We start from the raw sequence: 23,984 nt of genomic DNA on the forward strand, positions 1-23,984 counted from the left end.
TGGAGACAGTGGGACCGCCGCGTCAGACCGAGCGGAACGCCAGCACCACGTTGTGGCCGCCGAAGCCGAACGAGTTGTTCAGCGCCACGATCGGTCCTTCGGCCGGCAGCGGCGTCGCCTGCACGGCGATCAGCGCCGGGTCCACCTCGTCGTCCAGGTCGTCGACGTTGATCGTCGGCGGTGCGACGCGGTGCTTGACCGTCAGCACCGCCGCCACCGACTCGATGCCGCCGGCGCCGCCCAGCAGATGGCCGGTCATCGACTTCGTACCGGAGACCAGGACGTGCCCCAGCTCGTCGCCGAAGACCTTCTCCATGGCCTTGATCTCCGCCACGTCGCCCTGCGGCGTCGACGTCGCGTGCGCGTTGACGTGGACGACCTCGGCGGGTGTCACGTCGTTGTGCGCGAAGAGGTTCTCCAGCGCCGCCGCGATGCCGCGGCCGCTCGGCTCCGGCTGCGCGATGTGGTGCGAGTCCGCCGACAGCCCCTGGCCGACCGCCTCGCAGTAGACCTTCGCCCCGCGCCGCTTCGCGTGCTCCGCGGACTCCAGCACCAGCACGCCCGCGCCCTCGCCGAGGACGAAGCCGTCGCGCGCCTTGTCGTACGGGCGGGAGGCGCCCTGCGGGTCGTCGTTGTTCTTCGACATCGCCATCATGTTGGCGAACGCCGCGATGGGCAGCGGGTGGATCGCCGCCTCGGTGCCGCCGGCCACGACGACGTCGGCGCGGCCGGTGCGGATCATCTCCACCGCGTACCCGATCGCCTCGCCGCCGGAGGCGCAGGCGCTGACCGGCGTGTGCACGCCGGCCCTGGCGTTGATCTGCAGGCCGACGTTGGCCGCCGGGCTGTTGGGCATGAGCATCGGCACGGTGTGCGGGGAGACCCGCCGGGCGCCCTTGTCCCGGAGGTTGTCGTACTGCTCCAGCAGCGTCGTCACGCCGCCGATGCCGGAGGCGACGACCGTGCCCAGCCGGTCGGGGTCGACCGCCGCGTCCTCGCCCGCCTTCGCGGTGAACCCGGCGTCGGCCCACGCCTCCCGGGTGGCGACGAGCGCGAACTGCGCCGCCCGGTCCAGCTTGCGGGCCTGCGGCCGCGGGATGATCTCGGTGGGCTCCACCGCGACCTCGCCCGCGAAGTGCACGGGCAGGTCCGCGGCCCAGGCGTGGTCCAGGTCGGCGATGCCGGAACGGCCGGCCACCAGGCCGTCCCAGGTGGATGCGCTGTCGCCACCCAGCGGTGTGGTGGCGCCGATTCCGGTGACGACCACGGTGCGATCGGTCGCGTTCACGTCGATGCTCACTCCGAAGGTTGAGGTGTTTCTACGGCGCCACCGCGGACCGCCGCCCGCGCCCGGGGGCGCGGGGGAGGGGGTGGCGACAGCGGGAGAGCCGGTCGGTCAGCTCTGGTGCTTGAGGATGTAGTCCGTGGCGTCGCCGACGGTCCTGAGCGCCTTGACGTCGTCGTCCGGGATCTTGACGTCGAAGCGCTCCTCGGCGGCGACGACGACCTCGACCATGGACAGCGAGTCGACGTCCAGGTCGTCGGTGAACGACTTGTCCAACTGGACGTCCTCGACCGGGATGCCGGCGATCTCGTTCACGATCTCCGCGAGACCGGCGACGATCTCTTCCTGAGTGGCGGCCATCTTGGGGACTCCTTCTTTCCGTTCCTTGAGGGTTCTCATGGGAGTGAGCTGCGCGGCGGCCGGAGCGGGCCCGGCCGCGGGTCAGGGGAGGGTCACGACCGTGGCGGCGTAGACCAGTCCGGCCCCGAACCCGATGACGAGGGCGGTGTCCCCGCTCTTCGCCTGCCCGGTCGCCAGCATCCGCTCCATGGCCAGCGGGATGGAGGCGGCCGAGGTGTTGCCGGTGGTCTCGATGTCGCGGGCGACCGCGACATGCTCCGGCAGCTTGAGGGTCTTCACCATCGAGTCGATGATCCGCATGTTGGCCTGGTGCGGGATGAAGACGTCCAGCTCGTCCGGCGTGATGCCGGCGGCGTCCAGGGCCTCCTGGGCGACCTTGGCCATCTCGTAGACGGCCCAGCGGAAGACCGTCTGGCCCTCCTGGGTGAGCGCCGGGAACTTCACGTCGCCGTTCTCGTCCACGGGCAGTTGCCCCAGGTCGCCGACGCGGAAGCGGTCCCACGGCACGGTCTGCTTGATGGTCTCGTGCTTGTCGCCCTCCGAGCCCCACACCGAGGGGCCGATGCCCGGCTCGTCGGCGGGGCCGACGACGACCGCGCCGGCGCCGTCGCCGAAGAGGAAGGCGGTGGTCCGGTCGGACTTGTCGGTGAGGTCCGAGAGCCGCTCGACGCCGACGACGAGCACGTGCTCCGCGCTGCCCTCCACGATCAGGCCCTTGGCCAGCGTCAGCCCGTACCCGAAGCCGGCGCAGGCGGCGGAGATGTCGAACGCGGCCGGCTTGCCCGCGCCCAGCAGATGCGCGATCTCGGTGGCCACCGACGGCGTCTGCATGAAGTGCGAGACGGTCGAGATGATCACGGCGTCGATCTGCTCCGCCGTCACGCCCGCCGCCGCGAGCGCCTTGCCCGCGGCCTCGACGGACATCTGCGCGACGGTCTCGTCGGGCCCCGCCCAGTGCCGGGTGGAGATGCCGGAGCGGCTGCGGATCCACTCGTCGGAGGAGTCGATGTACTGCAGGATCTCCTCGTTGGGCACGACGCGGGTCGGGCGGTAGCCGCCGACGCCCATGATGCGGGCGTACGGAGCACCCTTGGTGGGGCGGATCTTCGCGGTCATGCGTTCTCCTCCGCGGTGGCGGCCGTCTCGGCGACGGCGGCGCGGGCCTTCTCGATGTCCTCGGGAGTCTTCAGCGGCACCGCCGCCACGCCCTTCAGGGCGCGCTTGGCGAGTCCCGTGAGCGTGCCGCCCGGGGCGGCTTCCACCAGTGCGGTCGCGCCGTGCGCCGCGAAGGTCTCCATGCAGGCGTCCCAGCGCACCGGGCTGGCGACCTGCGCGACCAGCCGCTCGACGACCTCCGCGCCCGACGCCACGACCCGGCCGTCGCCGTTGGACACGTACGGGATCCGCGGGTCCGCGGGGGTGAGCTGCCCGGTCTTCGCCGCCAGCGCGGCCACGGCGGACTTCATGTGCTCGGTGTGGAAGGCGCCGGCGACCTTCAGCGGTACGACGCGGCGCGCGCCCTCCGGCTTGTCCTCGGCCAGCTCCGCGAGCTGCGCGGCGGTGCCGGCGGCGACGATCTGCCCGGCGCCGTTGACGTTGGCGGGGGTGAGGCCGAGGCGGTCCAGGTGCGCCAGCACGGTGTCCTGCTCGCCGCCGAGCACGGCGGACATGCCGGTCTCGGTGACGGCGGCGGCCTCGGCCATGGCCAGGCCCCTGGCCCGTACCAGCGCGATGGCCTCCTCGTCGGTGATCACCCCGGCGAGCGCGGCGGCGGTCAGCTCGCCGACGCTGTGGCCGGCGACCATGCCGACCTGCGCGCGCAGCGGGCCGGGGCCTTCGAAGAGCGCGTACGCGCTGACGAGGCCGGCGGCGACCAGCAGCGGCTGCGCCACCGCGGTGTCGCGGATCTCGTCCTCGTCCGCCTCGGTGCCGGCGCGGACCAGGTCGAGCCCGGCGACGTCCGACCAGGCCGACAGCCGCTCGGCGACGCCGGGGAGGTCGAGCCAGGGGGTGAGGAAGCCGGGCGTCTGGGCGCCCTGGCCGGGAGCTACGAGTACGAGCACCCTTCAACCTTCTCTTGTCGGGGGTGTCTGCCGCCCGTGGGGACGGGGACGAAGAACACCGGAGGGATTTGTTGAGTCCGAACAAATGACTAGGGCTGGGGTTCCGCCTCCGTCAGCCGGCCGAGGATCAGTGCGATACGCAGAGTAAACGCCGACCGGACATCGGACGGGGACCAACCCGTGACATCGGTCACACGTCGCAGCCGGTAGCGAACGGTGTTGGGGTGAACGAACAACATCCGCGCGGCACCTTCGAGGCTCGACGCCTGCTCCAGGTAGACGCTCAGCGTCTCCAGCAGCGCGGAGCCGGCCTCCGCGAGAGGACTGTAGATCTCCTCCACCAGTTGTTCACGCGCCGCCGGATCGCCTGCGATCGCCCGCTCCGGCAGCAAGTCGTCCGCCAGCACGGGCCGCGGTGCGTCCTCCCAGGCCGAGCACGCCTTGAGCCCCGCCGCCGCGGCCTGCGCGGAGCGCGTCGCGGCCAGCAGGTCGCCGACGACCGGGCCGGCCACCACGGGACCCTGCGCGAACGGGCCGATCAGCGCCTTCGCCGCCTTCAGCGGCTCCGCGCTGCCGCCCGCGATGACCACGAGCCGGGTGCCCAGCACCCCCGTCAGCACCTGGAGCTTCGCGTGCCGCGCCGCCCGCCGGATCGCCTCCACGGTCAGCTCGCTGTCGCCGTCGGGCGCGGTGCCCAGCACCACGCACACGTGCTCCGGCGAACTCCAGCCGAGCGCCGCCGCGCGGGACACGGCGCCCTCGTCGGCCTCGCCGGACAGCACCGCGTTGACCACCAGCGACTCCAGCCGGGCGTCCCACGCGCCGCGGGCCTCCGCGGCCTGCGCGTAGACCTGGGCGGTGGCGAAGGCGATCTCGCGGGCGTAGACGAGCAGCGCCTCGCGCAGCGTGGACTCGTCGCCGGGCGCGGCGACGTCCTCGATCGCGGACTCCATCACCTCGATCGTCGTACGCACCATCTCCACCGTCTGCCGCAGCGTGATCGCCCGGGTCAGCTCCCGCGGCGCCGTGCCGAACACGTCGGTGGAGATGGCCTGCGGCGTCTCGGGGTGCCGGAACCACTCCGTGAACGCCGCGATGCCCGCCTGCGCGACCAGCCCGATCCACGAGCGGTGCTCCGGGGGCATGGCCCGGTACCAGGGCAACTGCTCATCCATCCGGGCGATGGCGGCGGCGGCGAGTTCCCCGGACGACTTCTCCAGGCGGCGCAGGGTCGCGGTGTGCGGATGCTGCAACCGAGCGGCGTCACGGTCGGGCGGCTCGGGTGTCTCGGTCGGTTCAGGCACGGGTCTAGCCTGCCCTATCCGGGTCGCGTCGGACGAAAGCGGCGTCTTCCCGCGGTGACTCCGGCCGCTTCGGGGGGTTTCGGGCGGCTTCCGGCGGCGTACGGTGGCGGGGTGATTCAGCTACGGCGGGGGCGGGGGCGCTACCGCGGCGGGGACGCGGGCGCCGGAATCGAGACGCTGCACGCGTTCTCCTTCGGCGGCTTCTACGACCCGGACAACGTCCGCTTCGGCGCGCTCGTCGCCTGCAACGAGGAGCGACTGCGGCCCGGCGCGGGCTTCGCCGAACACCCGCACCGCGACATGGAGATCGTCACCTGGGTCCTCGACGGCGAGCTGACCCACGAGGACTCCGCCGGCCGCGCCGAGACCGTCCGTCCCGGGGACGTCGCGCGGCTGTCCGCGGGTACGGGTATCCGGCACGTGGAGCGCAACGCGGGCCCGGCTCCGCTGGCGTTCCTGCAGATGTGGCTGATGCCGGCGGCCCCGGGCGGCGAGCCCTCGTACGAGGTGGTCCGCGGCATCGCCGACGGCACGCCGCTGGCGGTGGAGCGGGCGGCGGCGGTGCTGTACGTGCGCCGGCTGCGCGCGGGGGAGCGGACGGCGCTGCCGGACGCGCCGTGGGTGTATGTGCACGTGGTCCGCGGCGCGGTCCGCATCGGCGGCGAGTCCCCCGCGGCGGGGCCGGGGGACGCGGCCCGTATCGCCGGCTGCGAGGGCCTGGACCTGACGGCGGAGGGCCAGGCGGCGGCGCTGGTGTGGGAGATGCAGACGGCGGACGGGGCGGGCTGAGGCCCGCGGTCCTGCGTGGCTCACCGGTCCTCCTGGAGCCTGAGCAGCTCGGCGAAGACCGAGTCCCTGCCCCGGGCGACGAGTTCGTCGAAGGTGCCGGTCTCCGCGACGCGGCCGCGGTCGAGGACGACGATGCGGTCGGCGATGCGGGTGTTGACCAGGCGGTGGGTGATGAACACGGTGGCCCGGCCGGCGGCGAGCGTCTTCAGCCGGGTGTAGATGCGGTGTTCGCCGCGGGCGTCGAGCGCGGCGGTCGGCTCGTCCAGCACGAGCACGGGGGCGTCGCGGTGGAAGGCGCGGGCGACGGCGATGCGCTGCCACTGGCCGCCGGACAGGTCGTGGCCGCCCCACCAGGAGCGGGCCAGCGAGGTGTCGAGCCCGCGGGGCAGGGCGTCGAGTACGCCGTCGGCGCCGGCCGCCGCGGCGGCGGCGTGCACGGCGGCGTCGCCCTCGGGGCGGGGCTGGCCGAGGGTGATGTTCTCGCGGGCGGCCAGCGGCCAGCGGGTGTAGTCCTGAGGTACGTGCGCGATACGGGACAGCACGGTGGCCGGATCGGCGTCCGCCAGGTCCGTCCCGTCCCAGCGCACGGAGCCCTCGGTGGCCACGTACAGCCCGGTGAGCAGGCGGGCCAGGGTGCTCTTGCCGGCGCCGTTCTCGCCGACGAGGGCGAGGACCTCGCCGCGCCTGAGGTCGAGGCTCACGCCGTCCAGCGCGGGGCGGTCGGCGCCGGGGTAGGTGAAGGAGACGTTCCGTGCGGTGATCAACTGCGGCCCGTCCGCGGCCACTTCTGCCGTGCCGCGGCGGTTCGCCCATGGCTCGGCGAGGGCCAGGAAGCGCGCCCAGTCGTCCAGCGAAAGCGACGTGCGGAACAGCCGCGCCCCGGCCCGTACCGTGGTGTCGAGCGCCGCCCCCGAGGCCCGCACGGCGAGCGCCGCGGTGCCCGCCGCGGCCGGCTCCATGCGCCCGGCGGCCACGAGGAACACGAGCACGCCCCACGTCGCGGCGGTGCCGAGGGCGGTGAGCGCGTCGCCGACGCCCTGGACGAGGAGCGCCTGCCGGGTGGCCGCAAGCTGCTCGGCCTCCAGCCGGCCGGAGATCACGCGGTACTGCCGGACGAGGAAGGCGGCCATGGTGCCCGCCCGCACCTCGTCGGCGTGCCTGCGGTCGGTGGTGTACGAGCGGAAGACGCTGCGCAGCCGGGTGTCGCTGAGATTGCGGTGGTGCGCGGCGTGCTCGATGCGCGCACCCCGTACGGCACCCCAGGCACACGGCACGACGGAGGCGACCAGCAGCGGCAGCATCACCGGGTGCAGCACGGTGACGACCGTCGCCGCGGCGGCCAACTGCGCGGCGGCGGACGTCAGCACCTGCGCGTCGAGGATCAGCTCCCCGGTCATCTCGGCCCCGTCCGACGCCGCCTCGTGCGCGTCCTCGAACCCGGGGTCCTCGTATGCCACCAGCTCGGCGTCGGTCGCCGCGGTGATCACCGCGAGGTCCGCCTCCCGCACCACCTTCGGTGCCAGCCGCGCGGCGGCCGCCCGCGCCCCGGCGTCCAGCACGTACCGCCCGCATGCGGCGAGCACGAGCGCCACCACGGCCCCCGTACTGTCCCGCAACCCGTCGGCGACGTCGTCCCCGCCGAAGACCCCGGCGAGCACCCGCGCGGTCGCCGCCAGCGCCACGGCGGTCAGCACGGCGGCCCCGACCTGGCACCCGAGCAGCGCCACGACGGCCCGCCGGTCCGTCCGCCACCCGAGCCGCCCGGCCTCCGCGAGGGTCCGGGGCAGCCGGCGGGCGATGGCCCAGGTGGACAGGTTGACGTTGGCGTCGAAGTGCCGGTCGGAGGCGAGCCGCATGAGCGGCGCCTGCCCGGCGGCGACGGGCGGTAAGGAAGCGGAGTTACTCACGCCCCCATGGGGAGCCCGAACGGGCCCGGCGGGCAACGGTATTGTTCCGGCCACGGACCCTTGAGGCGGAACGTGCGGACCCGCCGGGCGGGACCGACACCGCCCGCGGTCAACGCGGCGCAGCCTGTGAGGAGTTCCCGTGTCGGAATCGGCGGCGCAGGTCAGGGAAATTCTGCGGCATCTCGAAGCCGAAGGCGATCTTTCCCGGGCTTCCTTTCGGGGTGAGTGCGAGTGGACATGGGATCGTGTCACACCCGGGCTGCTCGCACTCCTCGCCATTCATACGGCCGTCGTGGACGAACTGGGGGGACTTCCTGACGACGGCGGTGTGGAACGGCTGTTGGCCGAAGCCGTCGCGCACACGCGGGGGCTGGAGCGTTTCGATGTCGGCGACCTGGCGGCACTGCTGCGCGCGGACGTGGTGCGCTCAAGCCGCCCGGACGGACCGGATGGACTGACCTGGGGCGGGTGCTTCCGCCTCCTCGGCGGGCTGGTGGCTGTCCGCCGGATGTCCTCGGCGGACCTCGACGACCTGCTGGAACGGGCGGAAGCAGCGTGCCGTCACATGCTCGGGACCGGCCTCCTGACCGAGCCCCGGGTGCGCGACGGCGAGTACGGGCCGTGGGACGTCTCGGAATCCTGGAGCCCGGAGACCGAGCGGATCGCCGTCGCATCCTTGCGGGTGCCGCGCATACCGGGAGTCGACATCCTGCCCTACCGGACCGCCGACGGCATTCTCGGCGCAACCGCGAAGCTCGTCGGCGTGAGGTTCTTGCTGCAGGCGTTCGAGGCCGGGTCGACCGGCAAGACGTGGGATTCCTCCCGGCGGGGCATCATCGCGAACGTCATGGCCAAGGGAGGCGAGGCGGAAGAGGCAACTCACGCTCTCGGCCCCGAGGTCATGGCACGCATGCCCCGTCCGACGGACGGAGAGATCACGGAGCTGAAATTCGTCGGCTGCGACGGCCCCGGGTGGATTCTCAGGGGCATGATGTCCGGCATAGGAGCCATGGCGGCTGTCATCGACTTGAGGATCCATTTCCTCTTCACCCATACAGTGGTCGACTTGCGGGCCCGGGACGGCGCCGGGGGGTGAGCCGGCGCACGACGACGGCCGGGGCGGCCGGCGGGGGTCAGAGCGGGGCCGGCAGGTGGTCCCGGGCCCACTGCTCGAAGGTGGTGAGCGGGATGCCGAGGGCCGTGGCGTACCGGGGGCGGCCGGGCTGGCCGGCGGTGTTGAGCCACTCGTGCGCGACGCCCATCGGCGGCATGCCGGCGGCGAGGGCCTCCTCGGCGGTCATGTCCGGGGCGGGCAGGTGCGTACCGAGGACGCGGGAGAGGACGTCGGCGATCTCCGTCATCGACAGGTAGTCGCTCGCCAACTCCAGTTCGACGCGGTCGAACCGCTCCGGCTCGGCGATCGCCGCGGCCGCCGCGTGCCCGATGTCGGCCACCGCGACCAGGGACAGCCGGGTCCCGGGGTTCAGGACGCTCACCAGGCCGCCCTCGATGCCGCGCGGGAGGAGAAACCCCATGGATGGGAGGAAGTTCTCCATGAACGTGCCTGGCTTGAGGAGCGTCCAGCGCGGGAAGCCGGCCGCGCGGAGGTGGTCCTGGACGGCAGCCTTGGCGGTCAGGCCGGCCTCCACCGCCCAGCGCCCCTCGGCCCAGCCGGGGGTCTCGGTGTGCTGCCCGGCGCCGGTGACGGAGGTGTGCACGAACTGCCGGACCCCTGCGGTCCGCGCGCCCTCGATGAGGTTGACGCCCTGGGCCACCTCCCCGTCGAAGTCGAAGCCGTCCGCGGTCATGGCGGGCATCTGTACGGAGAACACCGCCCGGGCCCCGGTCGCGGCCCGGATGACGGAGTCGCGGTCGTGGAGATCGCCGGCCACCACCTCGGCGCCGAGAGCCGCGACGGTCCGGGCCCGGTCACCGCCCGGGTCCCGTACCAGCGCGCGGACGGGCACACCCGCCGCCCGCAGGGCGCGCGCGGTGGCGCCGCCCTGCCTGCCGGTGGCGCCGGTGACCAGGACGGGCGCGGAATCTGCGGACATGGCGCTCCTCGGGTGCTCGCCGGAACCTAAACGGCGGGGCCCGCCGTTTAGGTTCCGGGTACGATACGGCGGGCCCCGCCACTTAGCAAACCCGGAGGCGACACCATGCCCGGCACCGGCCAGCGCGCAGACGCGCGGCGCAACTACGCGCGCATCCTCGCCGTGGCCTCGGAAGAGGTCGCCGCGCACGGCGCCGACGCCTCCCTGGAACAGATCGCCCGCACCGCGGGAGTCGGGTCGGCGACCGTACGAAGGCACTTCCCCACGCGCCGCGCGCTCCTGGAGGCGGTCTCCAGGGAGCGGATCGAGGCCCTGGGCCTCCGTGCGCACGCCCTGACCGGAAGGGCGGACAGCCGCGGCGCGCTCCTGGAATGGCTGGACGAGGTGGTGGCCTACTGCGTCGCCGCCCGCGGCCTGGCCGCCGCGCTCTCCTACGACACCGCCGGGGCGGACCCCGTACACGGCAACACCTGCGCGGCGGCGCTGGCAGGAGCGGCGGCCCCGCTGCTGCACCGGGCGGTCCAGGACGGCGAGGTGACCCCGGACGCCGCGGTCACCGACCTGATCACCCTGATCGTCGGCATCACCCTGGCCACGGAACACCACCCGGACCCCGCCACCGAGGCGAACCGCCTCTTCCACCTGGCGGTCACGGGCCTGAGCCCGCAGAACTGACCGGCGGCGCAGGCCGGGGTCACTTGGTATCCTTTACTTTGTGACAGAGAAAGTAAGGAAAGTGCGCCGCTGCACCGCGAAGGTGTCCAGCAAGAACCAGATCACTCTCCCTGTCGCCGCGCTGCGCGCCGCCCACATCCACCCCGGCGACATACTGCGCGTCGAGGTCGATGATCAGGGCAGGCTGACCCTGGTGCCCGAGCAGGACCCCCTGGATACGGTCGCGGTCTTCCCGGGGCTCTCCGACAGCGCAGACCTGGAGGCGGAGCGCGACGCATGGGACGCGTGATCCTCGACTCCAGCGTCCTCCTCGCGCTGCTCGACCCCGGTGACGCGCTGCACGCGTCGGCGCGGCAGGCCGTGTCGTCCATGCGGCACGACGGACACGAACTCGCCGTTCCCGCATCGGTGCTGAGCGAGTGCCTGGTACGTGCTCACAGGCAGGGAGGAAGCGATACGGCTGCCGACGTGGAGAAGGCCATCGACCGCATCGCGGTCGATGTGCTCCCCCTCGACCGCCGTATCGCGCGCGTCGCGGCGGCGCTCAGGGCCCAGCAGAAGGCACTCCGGCTGCCGGACGCGCTGGTGATCGCCACGGCGACGGCGACCGGCGCGTTCGCGGTGCTGACCGGTGACAAGCGCTGGGACGGCGTCGACCCCCTCGTGGAGATCGTCACCCCGCACGAGGAGTGACCTGACCACGTCCAGGCGAGAACGGGCCGGATTCCCAGTGTCGTTCGTCGTCGGCGGTGGGGCTTCGGGACAGGTGGTGGAGCAGGCGGTCGGCTTGCCATGGGGCGTACCGGTCCGCCGCCGCGGCGGCCAATTCGCCCGCCGCGTTCGCCTGTCCCCAGGCTGCGGCGTCCTGTTCCGTGACCGGGTGGCCCGCGGCGCGGGCCACCCGGGCGCGTTCAGCGGCCGGTCCGATGGGGCGGAAAACGGTCTGGAACGTGGCCTCGAATGCGTCCAGCACGGCCTCCCGGGCGTACTCCGCCGCCTGCACGATTCCGGCGGCACTCACGTACGCGGCCCGGTAAGCCTCGAAGGCGGAGTCGTCGACGGCGGCCGGAGCCGCGGCTCTCATGCCCGCGGCCCGGACGGCCGGGGGTGCCGACCCTTCGTCAAGAAACGCCGGCTGACAGCATGCCGGTCATCAGCAAAGTCCGGGCTTCCTGACGCGTCGTGGTGTGGGCGAAGCCCGCCCGGGTGAGCAGGTCGGTCCAGACGCAGGGCTGAAGCACCCAGCGGTGCATCGTCGTTGCCTCGCCCGCCGGTGTTCTCGCCGGGATATCGGCGCGTACGACATCCGCCTGCGCGGCGGCGCCGTTCGCGTAGCGGGCGAGGGTGGAGAACACGAGCCGGCCGCCGGGGCGCAGGGCGGTGGCCGCTGCCGGGAGCAGGGCGCGGGGGTCGGTGAAGTCGACGGCGCCGAAGACGCTGTAGAGCACGTCGTACGTGTCCGGTGTCCTGCGCAGGTGTGTGGCCGCATCGGCGTGGACGAGCCGGAGCCGGGGGGCAAGGTACGCGTACAGGCTGGAGGCCAGGGCGTGTTGGGCCGGGGAGGCGTCGATCGCGTCCACCCGGGCGGGGCGATGACGCGACGCCAGGTACGCGGCCTGCCGCGCCGGCCCGGCCCCCAGATCGCCCGCCCGCAGGCCGGTGACCTCCCCCAGGATCTCCGCGCCCGGCCCGCCGTCCCCGGACCACGTCCAGCGGAAGGTGTCCGGGACCGCGCGGTCCCGTTCCGCGCGGACGCGGCCGTAGTGGTGCCAGAGGTCGGGTGTCGTCTCCACCCACCCCATCATGGCGCGCACGGGGTCCGCCCGCCGGGGGTTACCCCCCTGCGGCGTACGGGAGTTGGCCCGATGGCCGCAGGTCACGCCCCCGCCGTAGCTTCAGGTCCCCGGGCCGCCACCCGGCACCCGAGGCACCCCCCGAGGAGCACGATGCGCAGACCCTCCCTCACCTCCCTCGCCCTGCTCGCCGCCACCACCCTCACCGCCACCCTGTCCGCCGCCGCACCCGCCTCCGCCGCAACCACCCCCTCGACCGGCGGCGGCCAGACCATCGACTGGGGCCCCTGCTCCGCCCAGCAGCACCCCGACCTGGTGAAAGCCGGAGCCGAGTGCGGGCAGCTCACCGTGCCCCTCGACTACGCCGCCCCCCGGGGCCGCACCATCGACATCGCCGTCTCGCGCATCCGCGCCACCGCCGAGCCCTCCCAGCGCCGCGGCATCCTCCTCGCCAACCCCGGCGGACCCGGCGGGCCCGGACTCGACTACCCCCTCGCCCTCAGCCCCGTACTGGGCGAGGTCGCCGACCGCTACGACCTCATCGGCTTCGACCCCCGCTTCCTCGGCGACAGCACCCCCCTCGCCTGTACGCCCCCCGCCGGGCCGCCCGCCCCGGCCGCCGGCAACCACCGGCAGCTCTTCGACGCCACGGTCGCGTCCGCCCGCGACATGGGGCAGCGCTGCGGCCGGCCCCCGGGCAACACCGCGCTGCTGCCCCACGCCACCAGCCGCAACGTCGCCCGCGACATGGACGCCATCCGCGCCGCCCTCCGCGAGCCCGCGCTGTCCTACTTCGGCGTCTCCTACGGCGCCGACCTCGGCGCCGTCTACACCCAGCTCTTCCCCCGCCGCGCCGACCGCATCGTCCTGGACAGCGGCACCGACCCCTCGCTCACGCAGTACGAGCTCTTCCAGGTCACCGGCCCCGCCGCCGAAGCGGGCCTCGACGAGTGGGCGGCGTGGACGGCCGCGCGCCACGACACGTACCGCCTGGGCCGCACTGCCCCGCGCGTCCGCGCCACCGTGGAAAGGCTGGTCACGCGGGCGGAGCGGCAGCCGATCAGCGTCGGCGGCCACGTCGCGGACGCCGGCCGGCTGCGGCTGATCATGCACCAGTTGGTGCAGTACGAGGAGAGCGACCCGGAGCTGGCGCGCATCGTACGCAACCTCCGCGACGCCCTCGACGGGCACCCGGTCGAGCCCGACCCGGTACTCGCGCAGTGGCTGACGCTGCTCAACTCACCCGACGCAGACGCGCTGTTCGCCGTCCCGTCGTTCACCATGTGCGCGGACGGCGGCTGGCCCGCGGGCGGCTGGCCCGCCGGCACGAACGCCTACTGGCGCGCCACCCAGAAGAGCCGCGCAACCGAGCCGGTCTTCGGCCCCAAGGCCAACGCCGTCTCCGCCTGCACCTACTGGCCGGTCGAACCCGGCGACACCGGCACCGTCATCGACAACGACGTACCCGTCCTCGTCCTCCACGCCACCCGCGACAACAACACCCCGTACGCGGGCGGCGTCGCCCTCCACCGCGCACTCGGCGGCTCCCGCCTCCTGACCGCCGACATCCGCAGCCACGGCGTCTACGCCAACTCCGTCAGCGGCAACGAGCCCATCACCTGCGCCGACAACGCCGTCAACGCCTACCTCGCCGGCGGCCCCCTCCCGGCGACCGGCCGCACCTGCACGCCCCGACCGCCCCGGCCGGCCACCGCCTCAGCGCGCGGTGGCCGTCCGCAGCCCGAACCCGACCGGCACCGGCTGATGCCACTGCACCCCGCGAGCCCAGACCGCACCGGCGGGTTCACGGGACAGCCGCCCAGGACCTCCCCGTACGCCGCTCACGCCTCCGCGGGCCGGGCGTCCTCGGGACCGCCGTCCGCAGCCGGGCCGTCCGCCGCCGCGTCCGCCGGCTCCGTCTCCTCCGCCAGCTTCACCACCGCCACCGCCGCGACCACCACCCCCGCGACCGTGACCAACTTCTCCAACGCGCTGCCGAATCCGAAAAGCATGCGAACCTCCCCCTCACCGGCCACCAGCCTAGCGCCGACCAGTGACAGAGGTCACTTGCCCGCGGCCAGCTCCGCCAGCACCCCGTCCGTGAACGGCGGCCACGCCTCCGTCGCCCAGTCCCCGAAGCCCTTGTCCGCCAGCGCCACGCAGGCCGCCCCGTGCCCCGCCGCCGTCGGCGCCTCCGGGTCGACCCACAGGAACGTGCCGGACTGGCCGAAGTGCCCGTACGTCCCCGGGGAGGACGACGCCCCCGTCCAGTGCGGCGACTTCCCGTTGCGGATCTCGAAGCCCAGACCCCAGTCGTTCGGGTTCATGTGGCCGTAGCCCGGCAGCACGCCCTTCAGACCGGGGAAGCAGACCGACGTCGCCTCCGCGTGCGTCTCGTCCGAGACCAGCCGCGGCACCAGCAGCTCGCCCGCGAACCTGGCCAGGTCCGCGACCGTCGAGGTGGCGTCCTTCGCCGGAGAGCCGTCCAGCGTCGTCGCCGTCATGCCCAGCGGCACGAACACCGCGTCCCGGACGTACTCCGCCAGCGGTATGTCCGTCGCCTTCGCGAGGTGGTCGCCCAGGACCTCGAAGCCGGCGTTCGAGTACAGCCTGCGGGTGCCGGGCGCCGCCATCACGCGGTGCTCGTCGAAACCGAGCCCGGACGTGTGCGCCAGCAGGTGGCGTACGGTCGAGCCCTCGGGCCCCGCCGGCTCGTCCAGCTCGATCGCGCCCTCCTCGACGGCCACCAGCACCGCGTACGCCACCAGGGGCTTCGTCACCGACGCCAGGTAGAAGCGGTGGTCCGCCGGGCCGTGGGCCCCGGCGATCGAGCCGTCGGCGCGTACCGCCGCGGCCGCCGCGGTACCGACGGGCCACGACTCGATCACAAGCAGGCTGTCCATGCGCCGAGCCTAACCCGCGCATATCGTGTTGCTTGGAGTGCACTCCAAGTCAGTAGCGTCGACGCGTCGAGAGTGGGGAGCCTGCAATGAGCCTGACCACAGCGGCCCGGGTACGCCCCGAGGGCCAGGAGCACTTCTCCATCAGCGAGGTCGTCTCCTTCACGGGGCTGAGCGCGCACACCCTGCGCTGGTACGAGCGCATCGGGCTGCTCAACGACGTCCACCGCTCGCACACCGGGCAGCGCCTCTACACCAACGACGACCTCGACTGGCTCGACTTCGTCCGCAAGCTGCGGCTCACCGGGATGCCGGTCGCCGACATGGTGCGCTACGCCGAGCTCGTCCGGGCCGGCGACCAGACGATGACCGAGCGCACCCAGCTCTTCCGCGAGCACCGCGAGGTGGTCAAACAGCAGATCGCGGATCTGCAGACGACGCTCGCCGTCCTCGACTTCAAGATCGAATTCTACGAGGGAGTAGCCTCCGGATGCACTCCATGAACACCCCCGTCGCCACCGTCCCCCTCGGCACCGACGGGCCCCGGGTCGGGGTCCAGGGCCTCGGCTGCATGGGCATGAGCTTCGCGTACGGGCCCACCGACGCGGACGCCGCCCGAGCCACCCTCGACCGCGCCCTCGAACTCGGCATCACCCTGTACGACACCGCCGACATGTACGCCGACGGCGAGAACGAGAAGTTCATCGCCCCCTTCATCCGCGCCAACCGGGACGCCGTCACCCTGGCCTCCAAGTTCTCGCTCTCCACCGACCCCGAGGATCCGCAGAAGCGCGTGATCCGCAACGACCGGCCCTATCTGCGCTCCTGCATCGAGGGCAGCCTGCGCCGGCTCGGCGTGGAGACCATCGACCTGTACTACATGCACCGCCGCGACCTGCGCGTCCCGATCGAGGACACGGTCGGCTTCATGGCCGAGCTGGTCCAGGAGGGCAAGGTGCGGCACCTCGGGCTGAGCGAGGTCACCGGCGCGGAGCTGCGCGCCGCGCACGCGGTGCACCCGATCGCGGCGGTGCAGTCGGAGTGGTCGGTCTTCAGCCGGGACGTGGAGCGGACGGCGGTGCCCGCGGCGCGGGAGCTGGGCGTCGCCTTCGTGCCGTACTCGCCGCTCGGCCGGGGCTTCCTCACCGGGTCCTTCGTCAACGCCGAGGAGGACCTGACCGCCGACGACTTCCGCCGGACGATGCCGCGCTTCACCGGCGGCAACGGCGCGAAGAACGCCGAACTGCTCGCGCCGCTGCGGCAGGTCGCCGAGGCGCACGGGGCGACGCCGGCGCAGATCGCGCTCGCGTGGGTGCACGGGCAGGCGGCGCTGCGCGGGATGACGGTGGTGCCGATCCCGGGGACGCGGAAGCCGTCGCGGGTGGAGGAGAACGCCGCGGCGACGGTGATCGAGCTGACGGAGGCGGAGCGGGCGCTGCTGGAGCCGCTGGCCGGACAGGTCGCGGGGCCGCGGTACGCGGACGTCGGCTTCACGTCGGCGGGCAGGGAGTAGGGCTGAGACGACGCCGGCCGGTCCCATACCTCGTACGGGACCGGCCGATACGCGTTCCGTCAGGCGTCGCCGCCCGCCGCCCCCGGGTCGGCCGCCGCCACGTCGAGAAGCTGGTACCGGTCGATCGCCTGCTTCAGCACGGACCGGTCCACCTTCCCCTCCTTGGCCAGCTCCGTCAGCACTCCCACCACGATCGACTGCGCGTCGATGTGGAAGAAGCGCCGCGCCCCGCCGCGGGTGTCGGCGAAGCCGAAGCCGTCCGCGCCCAGCGACTGGTACGTGCCCGGCACCCACCGCGAGATCTGGTCGGGTACGGACCGCATCCAGTCCGACACCGCCACGAACGGCCCCTCGGCCCCGGCGAGCTTCCGCGTCACCCACGGCACCCGCTGCTCCTCCTCCGGGTGCAGCAGGTTGTGCCGCTCCGTCTCGACGGCCTCCCGGCGCAGCTCGTTCCACGAGGTGGCGGACCATACGTCGGCGCGTACGTCCCACTCCTCGGCCAGGATCCGCTGCGCCTCCAGCGCCCACGGCACGGCCACGCCGGACGCCATGACCTGCGCCGGGATCCGGCCCGCCGCCGCAGGCGACAGCTTGTGGATGCCCTTGACGATGCCCTCGACGTCGACGTTCTCCGGCTCGGCCGGGTGGACGATCGGCTCGTTGTACACGGTCAGGTAGTAGAAGACGTCCTCGCCGTGCGGGTGCTCGGGCGACGAGCCGTACATCCGCCGCAGGCCGTCCTGCATGATGTGCGCGATCTCGAAGCCGAACGCCGGGTCGTACGCCACGGCCGCCGGGTTCGTCGACGCCAGGAGCTGGGAGTGGCCGTCGGCGTGCTGCAGGCCCTCGCCGGTGAGCGTGGTGCGGCCGGCGGTGGCGCCGATGACGAAGCCGCGGCCGAGCTGGTCGGCCATGGCCCAGAACTGGTCGCCGGTGCGCTGGAACCCGAACATCGAGTAGAAGACGTAGACCGGGATCAGCGGCTCGCCGTGGGTGGCGTACGCGGTGCCGGCGGCGGTCAGCGCGGCCGTACAGCCGGCCTCGGAGATGCCGTCGTGCAGGAGCTGCCCGGTGGGCGACTCCTTGTAGGCGAGGAGCAGATCGCGGTCCACGGACTCGTAGGTCTGGCCGAGCGGGTTGTAGATCTTGGCGCTCGGGAAGAAGGAGTCCATGCCGAACGTGCGGTACTCGTCCGGCGCGATCGGCACGAAGCGCTTGCCGATCTCCTTGTCCCGCATCAGGTCCTTCAGCAGCCGCACGAACGCCATCGTGGTGGCGATCGCCTGGGTGCCGGAGCCCTTCTTGACGGCCGCGTAGGTCTTGTCGTCCGGCAGCTTCAGCGGCTGGGAGCGCACCACGCGCGTCGGTACGTAGCCGCCGAGGGCCTGCCGGCGGTCGTGCATGTACTGGATCTCCTCGGAGTCCCGGCCGGGGTGGTAGTACGGCGGGAGGCCGTCTTCCAGGTCCTTGTCCGGGATGGGGAGGTGCAGCCGGTCGCGGAACCGCTTGAGGTCCTCGACCGTGAGCTTCTTCATCTGGTGCGTGGCGTTGCGGCCCTCGAAGTTCGGGCCGAGGGTCCAGCCCTTGATGGTCTGGGCGAGGATGACGGTCGGCTGGCCCTTGTGCGCGACGGCGGCCTCGAAGGCGGCGTAGACCTTGCGGTGGTCGTGGCCGCCGCGGCCGAGGTGGAGGAGCTGGCCGTCGGTCATGTCCTCGACCATGCGGCGCAGCCGCAGGTCGTCGCCGAAGAAGTGCTCGCGGATGTACGCGCCGGACTCGGTGGCGTACGTCTGGAACTGGCCGTCGGGCGTCGTGTTCAGCTTGTTGACCAGGGCGCCGTCGCGGTCCTGTGCGAGCAGCGGGTCCCAGGAGCGGTCCCAGACCAGCTTGATCACGTTCCAGCCGGCGCCGCGGAAGTACGACTCCAGCTCCTGGATGATCTTCCCGTTGCCGCGGACGGGGCCGTCGAGCCGCTGGAGGTTGCAGTTCACGACGAAGGTGAGGTTGTCCAGCCCTTCGCGGGCGGGCAGGGACAACTGGCCCAGCGACTCCGGCTCGTCCATCTCGCCGTCGCCGAGGAACGCCCACACGTGCGAGCGCGAGGTGTCGGCGATGCCGCGGGCCTGCATGTAGCGGTTCATCCGGGCCTGGTGGATGGCACCCAGCGGGCCGAGGCCCATGGAGACCGTGGGGAACTCCCAGAAGTCCGGCATGTTCCGCGGGTGCGGGTAGCTGGACAGGCCGTTGGGGGCCTTGGAGTGCTCCTGCCGGAAGCCGTCGAGCTGCGCTTCGCTGAGGCGGTCGAGCAGGAAGGCGCGGGCGTAGATGCCGGGCGAGGCGTGGCCCTGGAAGAAGACCTGGTCACCGCCGTCGCCGCGGTCCTTGCCGCGGAAGAAGTGGTTGAAGCCCACGTCGTAGAGCGACGCGGACGAGGCGAAGGTGGCGATGTGGCCGCCGACGCCGATACCGGGGCGCTGGGCCCGGGAGACCATCACGGCCGCGTTCCAGCGGGTCGCGTTCAGGACCTTGCGCTCGATCTCCTCGTTGCCGGGGAAGAACGGCTCGTCCTTGGTCGCGATGGTGTTGACGTAGTCCGTGCTGCGCATCTCGGGCACTGCCACGCGCTTCTCGCGGGCGCGTTCGATGAGGCGGAGCATGAGATAGCGGGCTCGTTCCCGGCCCCGCTCGTCGACGGCCGCGTCGAGCGAGTCGAGCCACTCCTGGGTCTCCTCGGGATCGAAATCCGGGACCTGGCTGGGAAGGCCGCCAATGATGATCGGGTTGCGATCGGATCCGGAAGCCACGCTGTTCCTTCGCTGTACGTATCGGTATTCGGACTGCTCACAGATGAGAGGTCTGGCGCTGATTCCCATCGTCTACCGCGGTTGCGGCCACGTCATCTCTACTGTTTGGTAACCCTGTATTCGTTCGACCGGGGCTCCACCGACACGGCCGTGGAGGGGCCGTACGGACTGATCGCCAGCGTACCCGCAGGCAACCCGGGCGACTGCGCCCCCTGGTCCAGGGGTGCCCTCCATAGGGCGGGATCGGCCGCCGGGTACTTGCGCGATTCGCCCGGCACGTGTGGACTACGCCCATCGCCTCGCGTGCGCGCGGGTGTGATGCTGATTTCGGATGACATCGGAAGACACAGGCATACGAGCAGGAGGCAATCCGTGAGCGCGACCGCGGACCACGCGGAGGAGCGGACCAACCCCGCCACCAGGCTGGGTTTCCAGGCCGGAGAGGTGGTCCAGGAGATCGGTTACGACGACGACACCGATCAGGAGCTTCGCGAGGCCATCGAATCGATCACCGGGCAGAACCTCGTGGACGAGGACTACGACGACGTCGCGGACGCCGTCGTGCTCTGGTTCCGCGACGACGACGGCGATCTGACGGATGCGCTGGTGGACGCCACCACCATGATCGACGAAGGCGCCCCGGTCTGGCTCATGACGCCCAAGACCGGCCGTGACGGCTACGTCGAGCCCAGCGACATCGGCGAGGCGGCGCAGACCGCCGGTCTGGCCCAGACCAAGAGCATCAACGCGGGTACGGACTGGAGCGGCAGCCGCTTGGTCACCCCGAAGGGGGCCCGCTCGACCAAGCGCTGAGACGTCTTTTCACCGGGGCTGCCCGTGCGGTCCCGCAGTTTTCGCGCGGGCAGCCCCGCGGTGCTGCGCGGCCGGCTCCCGGCCGGCGCGACGGGATCCCGGCGCGGGGCGGCGCCCGCCCCGCCCGTACGCTCGTGACCCGGCAGAGGTTCGCTGGACCGGCACACCGGAGGTCACGGAGATGGCACTGGACGGGATCGAGGCGCTGGCGCCCGGCGCCGAGGCGCCGCACTTCGCGCTGCGCAACGAGCACGGCGAGACCGTGCGGCTCTCGGACTACCGCGGCGAGAAGGCGGTCGTCCTGCTCTTCTTCCCGTATGCCTTCACCGGCGTCTGCACGGGAGAACTGTGCGCGCTGCGCGACCGGCTGCCCGCCTTCGTCAACGACGAGGTCCAGCTTCTCGCCGTCTCCTGTGACACGCCGTTCGCCCTGCGCGTCTTCGCCGACCGGGAGGACTTCGGCTACCCGCTGCTGAGCGATTTCTGGCCGCACGGCGCCACGGCGCGGGCGTACGGCGTCTTCGACGAGGAGAAGGGCTGCGCGGTCCGCGGCACCTTCATCATCGACACCGCGGGCACGGTGCGCTGGACGGTCGTCAACGACCTGCCGGACGCCCGGGACCTCGACGAGTACGTGGCGGCGCTGAAGGCGATCGCCCCCGCCTGACGTCCCGCGGGAGGGCGGGCCCGCGTTCGTTCGGGTGTTCGGCAGGGTGGACGTGTGTGGCCGGAATCCTGCACTATCCGGCAGTGGCGCGGCTCTTGACGCTTCCGGACCCGGGAAGTGTGGGGACTTGACACCGCCGGGGAAGATGGGGTCACGACGTACGTGCCGGGTGCGGGGGAGCCGTGCGGGTACGGTGACGAAAGCCCGGTGGCGTGCAGCGCCGCGGAGACGGACGGACACACGATGAGAATGGACGACTGCCAGTGGTGCTGAAAACCTTCGGCTGGTCTTTCGCGGTGACCGCCGCGGGCCTCGCCTGTGCCGCGATCTTCTGGGGGTGGGAGGCGTTCGTCCTGGTGGCGATCCTGTCCATCCTGGAGATCTCGCTCTCCTTCGACAACGCGGTCGTCAACGCCGGCGTGCTGAAGAAGATGAACGCCTTCTGGCAGAAGATCTTCCTCACGGTCGGCATCCTCATCGCCGTCTTCGGCATGCGCCTGGTCTTCCCCGTGGTCATCGTCGCCATCACCGCCAAGGTCGGGCCGATCGAAGCCGTCCAACTGGCCATGGACGACCCTGATCAATACGAGCAGCTCGTCACCGACGCGCATCCGTCCATCGCCGCGTTCGGCGGGATGTTCCTGCTGATGATCTTCCTGGAGTTCCTCTTCGACGAGCGGGAGCACAAGTGGATCCCGTTCATCGAGAAGCCGCTCTCGAAGGTCGGCCGGATCGACGCGATCTCCGTGTGCATCGCCCTGATCGTGCTGCTGACCACCGCGATGACGATCGCCACCAGCGCAATTCAGCACGGCGGCGGACATGTGGACAAATCGGGGACGGTGATGGCCGCAGGCATCGCCGGCCTCATCACGTATCTCATCGTCGGCGGTCTCTCCGGGCACTTCGAGGACAAGCTCGAAGAGGAGGAGGAACGCGAGCACGAGGCCGAGGAGGCGGCGAAGCGCTCCGGCCAGCAGCCGTCCGCCGTCGGGCTCGCGGGCAAGGCCGCGTTCTTCATGTTCCTCTACCTGGAGGTCCTGGACGCCTCGTTCTCCTTCGACGGCGTCATCGGCGCCTTCGCCATCACCAACCACATCTTCTGGATGGCGCTGGGTCTGGGCATCGGCGCGATGTACGTCCGGTCGCTGACGGTCTACCTGGTCCGCCAGGGCACGCTGGACGACTACGTGTACCTGGAGCACGGTGCGCACTACGCGATCGGCGCGCTGGCGACCATCCTGCTGATCACCATCAAGTGGCACATCCACGAGGTGATCACCGGCGTCATCGGCGTCGCCTTCATCGGTCTGTCCCTGTACTCCTCCATCCGCCGCAACCGGCGCATCGAGGCAGAGGGCGGCGGCGGAGACGACGAACCGGCCGAAAAGGAGCTTCCCTCCCGCGTGTAGGTTCCGCGCGGTCCGAGATGCGGAAGGATTCCCCTCGGGGCCGGTCGACCGACCGGGCCCGAGGGGTTTCCCACGTCTGGGGGTGCGAGGTGTCGTTCTGGGGCAACTGGCGGCGGGAGGGGGTGCCGCAGTTCGACAGCGCCGGTGCGTCGTACTCGGTGCAGCTCACCAAGCGCAAGCCGCTGCTCTCACTGAGCCGGCAGGGATCCGACACCGGGAACCTGCGCATCAACCTGTCCTGGCGGATGCGCACCTCCGACCTCGGCGGCCGCACCCGCATGGGCGGCGGGACGCTGCTGCACCCGGCGAAGCTGTTCCGGCCGGAGATCGTGCAGGCGCAGGGTCCTGCCGTCGTCAACGTCGACCTCGACCTGGCGTGCATGTACGAGCTGGAGGACGGCACCAAGGGCGTGGTGCAGCCGCTGGGCAACCTCCTCGGCGACATCAACGACCCGCCGTACATCAAGCTCAGCGGCGACGACAGGTTCGGCTCGGGCTCGGGCGAGACGGTGTACGTCAACCTCGACCACAAGGAGGCGTTCCGGCGGCTGCTGGTGTTCGTCTACATCTACGACGGCACCCCCGCGTTCGACCGTACGCAGGCCGTCGTCACGCTGTACCCGTCCAGCGGGCCGCGGGTGGAGATCGCGCTCGACGAGCGGGCGCCGGAGGCGCGGTCGTGCGCGGTGCTGCTGATCGAGAACAAGAAGGGCGAGCTCACGGTGCGGCGCGAGGTGCGCTACGTGTACGGGTTCCAGTCGGAGCTGGACCGGCTGTACGGCTGGGGGCTGGTGTGGGGGCGCGGGTACAAGACGAAGACGTGAGCGCCCGGGCGGCGGTCAGCGGCCGATGAACTGCGGGCCCTGGGGCGGGAGGGTGAACGCCGGAGGGTAGCCGTACGCGATGGGGGGCGCGGGCTGCGGCTGGGCGGCGGCAGGCCGGGGGCTGTGCGCGGCCTGCTGGGCCTGTGCCGCCTGCTGGGCTTGTGCGGCCTGCGCGGCGCCCGGTGCGGGCCGGCCGCCTGAGGCCGGGTCGTTCCCGGAGTCGGGCGTCGGGTGGTGCCCGGTGTCCGTCTCGTCCACCGAGATGCCGAACTCGCCGGCGACGCCGACCAGGCCCGTGGCGTACCCCTTCGTCACCGCGCGGAACTGCCAGCCGCCGCCGGCCCGCCGCAGCTCGCCGCAGATCAGCGCCGACGACGCGCCGCCGTCGGGCTGGATGTCCGCGTACGCGAAAGGCTCCCCGCCCGCCGTGTCGCCGCTCCCGGCGTCGTGCAGCTCGACCCGCAGGTTCCGCACCCCCGCGAGGGTGCCGCCGTCGGCCGAGGCGATCAGCACCATCCGGTCGACCGACGGGTCCTGCCGGGTGAGCTGCGCCTCGACGGAGTCGGTCAGGCCCTCGCCCTGCCGCTTCTTCGGCAGCTTGCGGGCGAGCCCGGAGGGGTGCCGGGGCTGGTTGTAGAAGACGAAGTCGGCGTCGGAGCGCACCCGGCCGCCCTCGTCGAGGAGGATGACGCAGGCGTCGACGTCCGGGACGCCGGCGCCCGGGGTCCAGCGCAGCACGGCCCGTACCGCAGGGACGGATACGGACATGTCGGATCCCTGCGCCATGGCGTGCGTCATGCGGGCTATCCTGCCCTGTC

General features: G+C 72.3%; 23 protein-coding genes and 1 pseudogene. 12 read left to right on the forward strand and 12 right to left on the reverse strand.

The genetic code is table 11. From position 1 onward, the window contains the following. Window positions 1–22 precede the first annotated feature (22 nt). The 5 genes from fabF to CXR04_RS26370 form a co-directional block, all read right to left on the reverse strand. Window positions 23–1,288, reverse strand: a complete 1,266-nt coding sequence (gene fabF, locus CXR04_RS26350) for a beta-ketoacyl-ACP synthase II (RefSeq protein WP_101426620.1) — start codon at window positions 1,286–1,288, stop codon at window positions 23–25. 108 nt (window positions 1,289–1,396) lie between these two features. Next, window positions 1,397–1,645: an acyl carrier protein gene (locus CXR04_RS26355; protein ID WP_101424732.1), complete on the reverse strand. Its 249-nt coding sequence runs from the start codon at window positions 1,643–1,645 to the stop codon at window positions 1,397–1,399. 81 nt (window positions 1,646–1,726) lie between these two features. Then, the gene (locus CXR04_RS26360) at window positions 1,727–2,761 is read right to left on the reverse strand and encodes a ketoacyl-ACP synthase III (RefSeq protein ID WP_101424733.1); all 1,035 of its coding nucleotides are present in this window, start codon (window positions 2,759–2,761) and stop codon (window positions 1,727–1,729) included. Then, window positions 2,758–3,708 carry an ACP S-malonyltransferase gene (locus CXR04_RS26365; protein WP_101424734.1) on the reverse strand — a complete coding sequence of 317 codons (951 nt, stop codon included), beginning with the start codon at window positions 3,706–3,708 and terminating at the stop codon, window positions 2,758–2,760. The genes CXR04_RS26360 and CXR04_RS26365 overlap by 4 nt, the downstream gene beginning before the upstream one ends. A gap of 89 nt (window positions 3,709–3,797) precedes the next feature. Further along, a complete protein-coding gene (locus CXR04_RS26370) occupies window positions 3,798–5,012 on the reverse strand; it encodes a PucR family transcriptional regulator (protein WP_159072396.1) in 1,215 nt (404 codons plus the stop codon). Between the two features lie 111 nt (window positions 5,013–5,123). On the opposite strand from CXR04_RS26370, the gene CXR04_RS26375 reads away from it, so the two are divergent. Then, on the forward strand, window positions 5,124–5,801 hold the full coding sequence (locus CXR04_RS26375) for a pirin family protein (RefSeq protein ID WP_101424736.1): 678 nt from the start codon (window positions 5,124–5,126) through the stop codon (window positions 5,799–5,801). 20 nt (window positions 5,802–5,821) lie between these two features. Here CXR04_RS26375 and CXR04_RS26380 read toward each other — a convergent pair whose 3' ends face one another. Next, window positions 5,822–7,708, reverse strand: a complete 1,887-nt coding sequence (locus CXR04_RS26380; RefSeq protein WP_234380511.1) for an ATP-binding cassette domain-containing protein — start codon at window positions 7,706–7,708, stop codon at window positions 5,822–5,824. 139 nt (window positions 7,709–7,847) lie between these two features. On the opposite strand from CXR04_RS26380, the gene CXR04_RS26385 reads away from it, so the two are divergent. After that, window positions 7,848–8,804 carry a DUF3710 domain-containing protein gene (locus CXR04_RS26385; RefSeq protein ID WP_101424737.1) on the forward strand — a complete coding sequence of 319 codons (957 nt, stop codon included), beginning with the start codon at window positions 7,848–7,850 and terminating at the stop codon, window positions 8,802–8,804. Window positions 8,805–8,841: 37 nt separating this feature from the next. On the opposite strand, the gene CXR04_RS26390 is transcribed toward CXR04_RS26385, so the two are convergent. Continuing rightward, window positions 8,842–9,762, reverse strand: a complete 921-nt coding sequence (locus CXR04_RS26390) for an NmrA family NAD(P)-binding protein (RefSeq protein ID WP_101424738.1) — start codon at window positions 9,760–9,762, stop codon at window positions 8,842–8,844. A 105-nt stretch (window positions 9,763–9,867) separates the two neighbouring features. On the opposite strand from CXR04_RS26390, the gene CXR04_RS26395 reads away from it, so the two are divergent. The 3 genes from CXR04_RS26395 to CXR04_RS26405 are packed head-to-tail and all read left to right on the forward strand — an operon-like array spanning window position 9,868 to window position 11,130. Continuing rightward, entirely contained in the window at window positions 9,868–10,437 is a 570-nt protein-coding gene (locus CXR04_RS26395) for a TetR/AcrR family transcriptional regulator (protein WP_101424739.1), read from the forward strand. A gap of 40 nt (window positions 10,438–10,477) precedes the next feature. Then, complete coding sequence (locus tag CXR04_RS26400) at window positions 10,478–10,726, forward strand: AbrB/MazE/SpoVT family DNA-binding domain-containing protein (protein ID WP_159072397.1); 249 nt, start codon at window positions 10,478–10,480, stop codon at window positions 10,724–10,726. Beyond that, window positions 10,714–11,130 (forward strand): type II toxin-antitoxin system VapC family toxin, encoded by a 417-nt coding sequence (locus CXR04_RS26405; protein ID WP_101424741.1) that lies wholly within the window; start codon window positions 10,714–10,716, stop codon window positions 11,128–11,130. The genes CXR04_RS26400 and CXR04_RS26405 overlap by 13 nt, the downstream gene beginning before the upstream one ends. Here CXR04_RS26405 and CXR04_RS26410 read toward each other — a convergent pair. After that, a complete protein-coding gene (locus CXR04_RS26410; RefSeq protein ID WP_101424742.1) occupies window positions 11,111–11,521 on the reverse strand; it encodes a hypothetical protein in 411 nt (136 codons plus the stop codon). The genes CXR04_RS26405 and CXR04_RS26410 overlap by 20 nt on opposite strands. Before the next feature lie 37 nt (window positions 11,522–11,558). Next, on the reverse strand, window positions 11,559–12,230 hold the full coding sequence (locus CXR04_RS26415; protein ID WP_101426622.1) for a class I SAM-dependent methyltransferase: 672 nt from the start codon (window positions 12,228–12,230) through the stop codon (window positions 11,559–11,561). Between the two features lie 153 nt (window positions 12,231–12,383). Here CXR04_RS26415 and CXR04_RS26420 point away from each other — a divergent pair. Further along, window positions 12,384–13,922: pseudogene (locus CXR04_RS26420) on the forward strand (alpha/beta hydrolase); the annotation flags it as partial. A gap of 371 nt (window positions 13,923–14,293) precedes the next feature. Here the strand turns inward: CXR04_RS26420 and CXR04_RS26425 are convergent. Beyond that, on the reverse strand, window positions 14,294–15,133 hold the full coding sequence (locus CXR04_RS26425) for a serine hydrolase domain-containing protein (protein WP_101424743.1): 840 nt from the start codon (window positions 15,131–15,133) through the stop codon (window positions 14,294–14,296). Window positions 15,134–15,219: 86 nt separating this feature from the next. On the opposite strand from CXR04_RS26425, the gene CXR04_RS26430 reads away from it, so the two are divergent. Both CXR04_RS26430 and CXR04_RS26435 read left to right on the forward strand, forming a co-directional pair. Next, window positions 15,220–15,633, forward strand: a complete 414-nt coding sequence (locus CXR04_RS26430) for a MerR family transcriptional regulator (RefSeq protein WP_101424744.1) — start codon at window positions 15,220–15,222, stop codon at window positions 15,631–15,633. Next, entirely contained in the window at window positions 15,621–16,643 is a 1,023-nt protein-coding gene (locus CXR04_RS26435; RefSeq protein WP_101424745.1) for an aldo/keto reductase, read from the forward strand. The genes CXR04_RS26430 and CXR04_RS26435 overlap by 13 nt, the downstream gene beginning before the upstream one ends. A 59-nt stretch (window positions 16,644–16,702) precedes the next feature. On the opposite strand, the gene aceE is transcribed toward CXR04_RS26435, so the two are convergent. Further along, entirely contained in the window at window positions 16,703–19,450 is a 2,748-nt protein-coding gene (gene aceE / locus CXR04_RS26440) for a pyruvate dehydrogenase (acetyl-transferring), homodimeric type (protein ID WP_101424746.1), read from the reverse strand. A gap of 372 nt (window positions 19,451–19,822) precedes the next feature. Between aceE and CXR04_RS26445 the strand changes: the two genes are divergently transcribed. The 4 genes from CXR04_RS26445 to CXR04_RS26460 all read left to right on the forward strand — a co-directional run bounded on the left by CXR04_RS26445 (window position 19,823) and on the right by CXR04_RS26460 (window position 23,166). Continuing rightward, window positions 19,823–20,263 (forward strand): DUF3052 domain-containing protein, encoded by a 441-nt coding sequence (locus tag CXR04_RS26445; RefSeq protein ID WP_101424747.1) that lies wholly within the window; start codon window positions 19,823–19,825, stop codon window positions 20,261–20,263. Window positions 20,264–20,444: 181 nt separating this feature from the next. Then, window positions 20,445–20,930: a peroxiredoxin gene (locus CXR04_RS26450; RefSeq protein WP_101424748.1), complete on the forward strand. Its 486-nt coding sequence runs from the start codon at window positions 20,445–20,447 to the stop codon at window positions 20,928–20,930. 263 nt (window positions 20,931–21,193) lie between these two features. After that, window positions 21,194–22,342: a DUF475 domain-containing protein gene (locus CXR04_RS26455; protein WP_101424749.1), complete on the forward strand. Its 1,149-nt coding sequence runs from the start codon at window positions 21,194–21,196 to the stop codon at window positions 22,340–22,342. 89 nt (window positions 22,343–22,431) lie between these two features. Further along, on the forward strand, window positions 22,432–23,166 hold the full coding sequence (locus tag CXR04_RS26460) for a TerD family protein (protein WP_101424750.1): 735 nt from the start codon (window positions 22,432–22,434) through the stop codon (window positions 23,164–23,166). A 15-nt stretch (window positions 23,167–23,181) separates the two neighbouring features. Here the strand turns inward: CXR04_RS26460 and CXR04_RS26465 are convergent, their stop codons facing one another. Continuing rightward, complete coding sequence (locus tag CXR04_RS26465; RefSeq protein WP_101424751.1) at window positions 23,182–23,964, reverse strand: TerD family protein; 783 nt, start codon at window positions 23,962–23,964, stop codon at window positions 23,182–23,184. Between the last annotated feature and the right edge of the window lie 20 nt (window positions 23,965–23,984).

The organism is Streptomyces sp. CMB-StM0423 (genome assembly GCF_002847285.1).
In the GTDB taxonomy this organism is placed as follows: Bacteria; Actinomycetota; Actinomycetes; order Streptomycetales; family Streptomycetaceae; genus Streptomyces.

Bases quoted from the DNA above. Each gene is read 5' to 3' on its own strand.
- CXR04_RS26355 (WP_101424732.1), bottom strand. From the start codon at position 1,645: ATGGCCGCCACTCAGGAAGAGATCGTCGCCGGTCTCGCGGAGATCGTG.
- CXR04_RS26360 (WP_101424733.1), bottom strand. From the start codon at position 2,761: ATGACCGCGAAGATCCGCCCCACCAAGGGTGCTCCGTACGCCCGCATC.
- CXR04_RS26390 (WP_101424738.1), bottom strand. From the start codon at position 9,762: ATGTCCGCAGATTCCGCGCCCGTCCTGGTCACCGGCGCCACCGGCAGG.
- CXR04_RS26395 (WP_101424739.1), top strand. From the start codon at position 9,868: ATGCCCGGCACCGGCCAGCGCGCAGACGCGCGGCGCAACTACGCGCGC.
- CXR04_RS26405 (WP_101424741.1), top strand. From the start codon at position 10,714: ATGGGACGCGTGATCCTCGACTCCAGCGTCCTCCTCGCGCTGCTCGAC.
- CXR04_RS26410 (WP_101424742.1), bottom strand. From the start codon at position 11,521: ATGAGAGCCGCGGCTCCGGCCGCCGTCGACGACTCCGCCTTCGAGGCT.
- CXR04_RS26425 (WP_101424743.1), bottom strand. From the start codon at position 15,133: ATGGACAGCCTGCTTGTGATCGAGTCGTGGCCCGTCGGTACCGCGGCG.
- CXR04_RS26430 (WP_101424744.1), top strand. From the start codon at position 15,220: ATGAGCCTGACCACAGCGGCCCGGGTACGCCCCGAGGGCCAGGAGCAC.
- CXR04_RS26435 (WP_101424745.1), top strand. From the start codon at position 15,621: ATGCACTCCATGAACACCCCCGTCGCCACCGTCCCCCTCGGCACCGAC.
- CXR04_RS26450 (WP_101424748.1), top strand. From the start codon at position 20,445: ATGGCACTGGACGGGATCGAGGCGCTGGCGCCCGGCGCCGAGGCGCCG.
- CXR04_RS26465 (WP_101424751.1), bottom strand. From the start codon at position 23,964: ATGACGCACGCCATGGCGCAGGGATCCGACATGTCCGTATCCGTCCCT.